This window comes from Cellulomonas olei (assembly GCF_039548315.1).
Classification (GTDB): domain Bacteria; phylum Actinomycetota; class Actinomycetes; order Actinomycetales; family Cellulomonadaceae; genus Cellulomonas.
This window is the reverse complement of record NZ_JBCLVN010000035.1, coordinates 35,339-41,834: the sequence shown is the minus strand read 5'-3', so window position 1 is coordinate 41,834 and position 6,496 is coordinate 35,339. Positions and strand designations below refer to the sequence as shown.

Annotated in this window: 8 protein-coding genes; 7 read left to right on the top strand and 1 reads right to left on the bottom strand. The window is 75.7% G+C overall.

Going from position 1 to position 6,496, the window contains the following annotated elements:
• Positions 1-507 precede the first annotated feature (507 nt).
• The 3 genes from AAHH18_RS11890 to AAHH18_RS11880 all read left to right on the top strand — a co-directional run bounded on the left by AAHH18_RS11890 (position 508) and on the right by AAHH18_RS11880 (position 2,005).
• Positions 508-639 (top strand): hypothetical protein, encoded by a 132-nt coding sequence (locus AAHH18_RS11890; RefSeq protein WP_283318514.1) that lies wholly within the window; start codon positions 508-510, stop codon positions 637-639.
• Positions 640-724: 85 nt separating this feature from the next.
• On the top strand, positions 725-1,324 hold the full coding sequence (gene recR, locus AAHH18_RS11885; RefSeq protein ID WP_283318513.1) for a recombination mediator RecR: 600 nt from the start codon (positions 725-727) through the stop codon (positions 1,322-1,324).
• A 114-nt stretch (positions 1,325-1,438) separates the two neighbouring features.
• On the top strand, positions 1,439-2,005 hold the full coding sequence (locus AAHH18_RS11880; protein WP_283321914.1) for a DUF5063 domain-containing protein: 567 nt from the start codon (positions 1,439-1,441) through the stop codon (positions 2,003-2,005).
• A 65-nt stretch (positions 2,006-2,070) separates the two neighbouring features.
• Here the strand turns inward: AAHH18_RS11880 and AAHH18_RS11875 are convergent, their stop codons facing one another.
• Positions 2,071-2,496 carry an organic hydroperoxide resistance protein gene (locus AAHH18_RS11875; protein ID WP_343301774.1) on the bottom strand — a complete coding sequence of 142 codons (426 nt, stop codon included), beginning with the start codon at positions 2,494-2,496 and terminating at the stop codon, positions 2,071-2,073.
• 133 nt (positions 2,497-2,629) lie between these two features.
• Between AAHH18_RS11875 and AAHH18_RS11870 the strand changes: the two genes are divergently transcribed.
• From AAHH18_RS11870 to AAHH18_RS11855, 4 genes are all read left to right on the top strand, one after another.
• Complete coding sequence (locus AAHH18_RS11870; RefSeq protein ID WP_343301773.1) at positions 2,630-3,247, top strand: TetR/AcrR family transcriptional regulator; 618 nt, start codon at positions 2,630-2,632, stop codon at positions 3,245-3,247.
• A complete protein-coding gene (locus AAHH18_RS11865; protein WP_283318511.1) occupies positions 3,244-4,023 on the top strand; it encodes a TSUP family transporter in 780 nt (259 codons plus the stop codon). Before AAHH18_RS11870 ends, AAHH18_RS11865 begins: the two co-directional genes overlap by 4 nt.
• Before the next feature lie 126 nt (positions 4,024-4,149).
• On the top strand, positions 4,150-5,424 hold the full coding sequence (locus AAHH18_RS11860) for an aspartate kinase (protein ID WP_283318510.1): 1,275 nt from the start codon (positions 4,150-4,152) through the stop codon (positions 5,422-5,424).
• A complete protein-coding gene (locus AAHH18_RS11855; protein ID WP_343301772.1) occupies positions 5,421-6,491 on the top strand; it encodes an aspartate-semialdehyde dehydrogenase in 1,071 nt (356 codons plus the stop codon). Before AAHH18_RS11860 ends, AAHH18_RS11855 begins: the two co-directional genes overlap by 4 nt.
• The last annotated feature ends 5 nt before the right edge of the window (positions 6,492-6,496 follow it).

Below are 6,496 nucleotides of genomic sequence, written 5' to 3'. Positions count from 1 at the left end.
GCGCCCGAGCCCGGCGCGCGTGCGCCGCACGACGGGCCGGCCCCCGACGTGAGTGCGGACGGTGCGGCCGACGACGACCCCGACGGGGCCACCCGGCCCGCGCCGGACGGCCGGCGCGCGGCCGGGGAGCCGGGCGCGGCCACGCGTCCGTCCGCCGGGCCGTCGGCACCGCCCGCCGTGGGGGACCCCGGGGACGATCGCCCGGCGGGAGCCCCCGCCCCGTCCACGTCCGGCGGTGCGGCCCGGCCCGCCACCGGTACCGGCGGTGCGGGTCGCCCCGGAGCGCCCGGGGACGACGCGACGCCGCGGCCCGGGACCGCCCGCGACCGGGCACCCTCCGCCCCGCCGCCGTGGGACACCGACCCGGACGACCCCGGTGCTGCCGAGCCGCCGCCCGAGGACGACTGGGCCCCCGCCCCGCCGAGCGGTGCCGACCGTGTGCGGGCGGCGGCGCGCGCCGCGGCCGCGGGCGGCGGCGCGGGTGGTGCGGCACCGGGTGCTCCCCGCGTGACGTGGGCGGACGACGAGCCGTCGATGGACGACCCCGACATCGGGTCCTCCGGGCTGTCGGGCGTGCCGCTGCTGGCCCAGATGCTCGGCGCCACCGTGGTCGAGGAGCCGGAGGACCGCCCGTTCTGATCCGGACGACCACCCGCGCCGGGCGGGTGCGCCCGGCCGGAGCGGCGCGGGGGCCGGTGTGGGTGCCGGGCCGTAGGCTGTGCGCGTGTACGAGGGCGCGGTCCAGGACCTGATCGACGAGCTCGGGCGACTGCCCGGGGTCGGGCCGAAGAGCGCCCAGCGCATCGCGTTCCACATCCTCGCGGCCGACCCCACGGACGTGCGCCGTCTGGTCGACGCCCTGACGGAGGTCAAGGCCCGCGTCCGGTTCTGCGTGCAGTGCGGCAACGTGGCGGAGGAGGACCTCTGCCGCATCTGCCGCGACCCGCGGCGTTCCGCGGCGGTGCTGTGCGTCGTCGAGGAGCCGAAGGACGTCGTGGCGATCGAGCGCACGCGCGAGTTCCGCGGGCGGTACCACGTGCTCGGCGGGGCCATCAACCCGATCGCGGGCGTCGGCCCGGACGACCTGCGGATCAAGGACCTCATGACCCGCCTGGCCGACGGGACGGTCACCGAGGTGATCCTGGCCACCGACCCGAACGTCGAGGGCGAGGCCACGGCCACGTACCTGGCGCGCCTCCTGGTGCCGATGGGCCTGACGATCAGCCGGCTGGCCTCGGGCCTGCCGGTGGGCGGCGACCTCGAGTACGCCGACGAGGTGACGCTGGGCCGGGCGTTCGAGGGGCGCCGGCGCATCAGCGCCTGACCTGGGTGCCTGCCATCGCGCGGGCCGGCCGTTGGGCGTGTCGCCCGCAGGAGGGGCACGATGGCCCGCGTGACCCGATCTGACGACGCACCCGTCACCGCGGACGCCGCCCCGGTGCCCGACGGCGAGGCCGCGGACCTGCGCGCCGTCGCCGAGTCGGTCGCGCGGGAGTCCCGGGCCTTCCTCTCGACGGTCACGGAGGTCGGTGCCGGCGCGAACCCGGACGCCGCGATCCCGCTGCTGCTGCTCGCGGTGTCGGACGTGCTGGGTGTCGGCGCGCGGCTCGGGGCGATCGTCGACGTGGTGCCGAGCGAGCGCTACGAGCCGGACGTCGGCCCGGACCCGGACGTCGACCCGCTGCGGTCGGCGCTGGCGAACGTCCTGGACGGCGTGGACGAGTACGCCGAGGTGGTCGACCCGGTGCTCGGCACGGAGGTCGGCGCGGCGACGCTGTCGGGCGACCTCGTGGCGATCGCCGGTGCGCTGGTCCAGGGCCTGCGGCACTACGACCGCGGGCACGTGCTCGAGGCGCTGTGGTGGTGGCAGTTCTCGTACCTGTCCACGTGGGGCGAGCGCGCGTCGAGCGTGCTGCGCACCCTGCAGACGCTGCTCGCCCACCTGCGGCTGGACGTCGAGGACGACGTCGCCGCCGAGGCGGAGTACGACGCCCTGCAGCGCTGAGACCGCCCCGGGCACCCCGCGCGCGGTGCCGACCCCGCGCCGCGCGAGGCGGCGCGGGGACCGGGTCAGCCGACGGTGGTCTCGAGCGTGACCTCGATGTTGCCGCGGGTCGCGTTGGAGTAGGGGCACACCTGGTGCGCCTGCGCGACGAGCCGCTCGGCGGTCTCCTGGTCGACGCCGCCCAGCTCGACGTGCAGCGCCGCCTCGAGCGTGTAGCCGCCGGAGCCGTTGGGCAGGATGCCGACCTCGGCGACGACGGCGGAGTCCTGGATCGGCGTCCTGGCCGCGGCCGCCACACCCTTGAGGGCGGAGTGGAAGCACGCCGCCCACCCGGCCGCGAAGAGCTGCTCGGGGTTCGTGCCGCCGCCGGGGCCGCCCATGGCCGGCGGCACGGAGAGCGTCAGGTCCAGCACGGCGTCGTCGGAGGCGACCCGGCCCCCGGCGCGGCCCTCGCCGGTCGACGTGGCGATGGCGGTGTAGACGGCGCTCATGCGGTGCTCCTCGTGCTCGATGCATGTAGACGAACTAGTACGTCTACAGTGAACCACGCCCCGCGCCGCCATGCCAGACTGGATCGGCGCGAGGGGCCACGCCCGCGCCGCACCGACCCGAGGGGAGACCGCCGTGCCGACGTCCGCGCCGACGCCCGCCCCCGCCCGGCCCGCGTCGCCCGTGGCCGCCCGCATCCTCGACGCCGCCTCCCGGCGCTTCGCGGCGGACGGCATCCGCACCGTCAGCGCCGACCGGGTCATCGCCGAGGCCGGGGTCTCGAAGGTCACGTTCTACCGGCACTTCCCCACCAAGGACGCCCTCGTCGTGGCGTACCTGACGTCGGTCGCCGACGCCGAGCGCGCCGCGGTGGACGGCTACCGGGCCGCGCACCCCGCGGACCCCCGCACGGTGCTCGACGCCTACGCGGACGTGCTCGGGGGTGCGGCGTGCCTCCCGGGGTTCCGGGGCTGCCCGTTCATCAACGCCGCGGCCGAGTACGCCGACCCGTCGCACCCGGTGCGCGCGGTGGTCGCCGAGCACCGGCGCTGGATGGTCGCGACGGCCGCGGAGCTGCTCACGGAGCTGGGCGTCCCCGACGCGACGGCCGCTGCCGAGGAGCTCGTCATGCTCCGTGACGGCGCGATGGTCGCGGGCTACGTCGGCGGTCCCGAGGCCGGCGCGACGGTCGCGGAGCACCTGCGTCGCGCCGCCGCCGCGATCGTGGCCGCGCACCGCGCGACCGCCTCGTGACGGTCTCCGGGCTGGAGCTCACCCTCGGCACCGTCCTGCTGCTCGTCCTGGCCGGCTTCGCCGCGGGCTGGGTCGACGCCGTGGTCGGCGGGGGCGGTCTGGTGCAGCTGCCGGCGCTGCTGCTCGTGCCCGGCATCAGCCCGGTGCAGGCGCTCGCCACGAACAAGCTCGCCGGCATCCTCGGGACGTCCGTCAGCGCGGCGACCTACTACCGCCGGGTGCAGCCCGGCCTGGCGACGGCGGGCCCGATGGCGCTCGCGGCGCTGACCGGCGCCGCCGGCGGGGCGGGGCTCGCGTCGCTGCTCCCCGAGGACGTGTTCGTGCCCGTGATCCTCGTGGCGCTGGTGGCGGTCGCCGCGTACACGGTCGCCCGGCCGCAGGTCGGGCGGGCCACCGCCCTGCGCTGGCAGGGGCGCACGCACCTGCTCGTGGCGCTCGGCCTGGGGGCCGGCATCGGGTTCTACGACGGCCTGCTCGGACCGGGCACGGGGTCGTTCCTGGTCATCGCCCTGGTCGGCGTGCTCGGGTACGCGTTCCTCGAGGCGTCCGCGCAGGCGAAGATCGTGAACGCCGCCACCAACCTCGGGGCGCTCGTCGTCTTCGCCGCGCAGGGGGCCCCGCTGTGGCGGCTCGGGCTGCTGGTCGGCGCGGCCAACGTCCTGGGGTCGTACCTCGGCGCGCGCACCGCGGTCGCCCGGGGCAGCGGGTTCGTGCGGGTGGTGTTCCTGGTGGTCGTGGCGGTGCTGATCGTGCGGCTGGCCGCCTCGCTGCTGTAGCCGCGACCGCGCGGTCCCGCGATGCGGGCGGCCCGGGGGGACGGGCGCCGGCGCGTCCTAGACTGCGCCCGACCCCTGCCGGTCGCCCCCCGCGGCCGGACCCCGCCACCCGGAAAGTCCCCACTCGTGGCCCTCATCGTGCAGAAGTACGGCGGTTCGTCGGTCGCCGACGCCGACAGCATCAAGCGCGTCGCGAAGCGGATCGCGGAGGCCAAGCGCGCGGGCGACGACGTGGTGGTGGTCGTGTCCGCGATGGGCGACACGACGGACGAGCTCATCGACCTCGCGCAGCAGATGACCCCGCTGCCGCCGTCGCGCGAGATGGACATCCTGCTGACCGCCGGCGAGCGGATCTCCATGTCGCTGCTCGCGATGGCGATCAGCAGCCTGGGCGTGGAGGCGCAGTCGTTCACCGGCCAGCAGGCGGGCGTCATCACCGACGAGGTGCACGGCAAGGCGCGGATCATCGACGTCTCGCCGAGCCGCATCGCCGCCGCCCTGGACTCCGGCGCCGTGGCGATCGTCGCGGGCTTCCAGGGCGTCACCCAGCACACCAACGACGTCACGACGCTCGGCCGCGGCGGCTCCGACACCACCGCGGTGGCGCTCGCGGCCGCCCTGCACGCCGACGTCTGCGAGATCTACACCGACGTGGACGGCGTGTTCACCGCGGACCCGCGCATCGTGCCGTCGGCCCGCAAGATCGACCGGATCAGCTACGACGAGATGCTCGAGATGGCGGCCAGCGGCGCGAAGGTGCTGATGCTGCGCTGCGTCGAGTACGCCCGCCGCTACGCGGTGCCCGTGCACGTGCGGTCGTCGTTCTCCACGCACACGGGCACGCTCGTCACCGACGCGCCGAACGAAGAAGGAGCACCGATGGAGCAGCCGATCATCGCCGGCGTCGCGCACGACCGCAGCGAGGCCAAGATCACGATCGTCGACGTCCCGGACGTGCCCGGCAAGGCCGCGCGCATCTTCGAGGTCGTCGCGGCCGCGGGCGTGAACCTCGACATGATCGTGCAGAACGTCTCGGCCGCGGCGACCGGCCGCACGGACATCTCCTTCACGCTGCCGGCCAGCGACGGCGCCGCCGCGACCACGGCGCTCACCGAGCACCAGCCGGACATCGGCTTCACCTCGCTGCAGTACGACGACACCATCGGCAAGCTGTCGCTGATCGGTGCCGGCATGAAGTCCCACCCGGGGGTGTCCGCGCGGCTGTTCGCGGCGCTGTCGGAGGCGGGGATCAACATCGAGATGATCTCGACGTCGGAGATCCGGATCTCGGTGGTGACGCGCTCCGACCAGCTCGACGACGCGGTGCGCGCCGTGCACACCGCGTTCGACCTGGACAGCGCCGACGAGCAGGCCGTGGTGTACGGAGGGACGGGACGATGAGCGAGCAGGTGGGCGCCGGGCTGCGGGTCGGCGTCGTCGGGGCGACCGGTCAGGTCGGCGCCGTCATGCGGCGGCTGCTGGACGAGCGCGACTTCCCGGTGGCGGAGATCCGCTACTTCGCGTCCGCGCGCTCGGCCGGGTCGACGCTGCCGTGGCGCGGGCGCGACGTCGTCGTGGAGGACGCCGCGACGGCGGACCCGAGCGGGCTCGACGTCGCGCTGTTCTCCGCGGGCGGCGCCACCTCGAAGGCCCAGGCGCCGCGGTTCGCGGCGGCGGGCGTCACGGTGGTCGACAACTCGTCGGCCTGGCGCATGGACCCCGACGTGCCGCTGGTCGTCTCCGAGGTGAACCCCGGTGCGCTCGACGACATCCCGAAGGGCATCGTCGCGAACCCGAACTGCACCACGATGGCGGCCATGCCGGTGCTGCGGGTGCTGCACGAGGAGGCCGGGCTCCGCCGGCTGATCGTGTCGACGTACCAGGCGGTGTCCGGCAGCGGGCTCGCCGGCGCGCGGGAGCTGGACGGCCAGGTGCGCGCGGCGGTCGGGCAGGACACGCTCGCCCTCGTGCACGACGGGTCGGCCGTGACGTTCCCGGAGCCGGTGACGTACGTCGCCCCGATCGCGTTCAACGTCATCCCGCTCGCGGGGTCGATCGTCGACGACGGCCTGCTGGAGACCGACGAGGAGCAGAAGCTCCGCAACGAGTCCCGCAAGATCCTGGGCATCCCGGACCTGCTGGTGTCCGGGACCTGCGTGCGGGTGCCGGTGTACACGGGCCACTCGCTGTCCGTGAACGCGGAGTTCGAGCGGCCGATCACGCCGCAGCGCGCGTACGAGCTGCTCGCCGGCGCGCCGGGGGTGCAGCTCGCGGACGTCCCGACGCCGCAGGCCGCCGCGGGCGCGGACCCGTCCCTGGTGGGGCGGATCCGGCAGGACCCGGGCGCGCCGGACGGTCGGGGCCTCGCGCTGTTCATCTCGAACGACAACCTCCGCAAGGGCGCGGCCCTCAACGCCGTGCAGGTCGCGGAGCTGCTGGCCGCGCGCCTGGGCGCCGCCCGGGCCTGACGCCT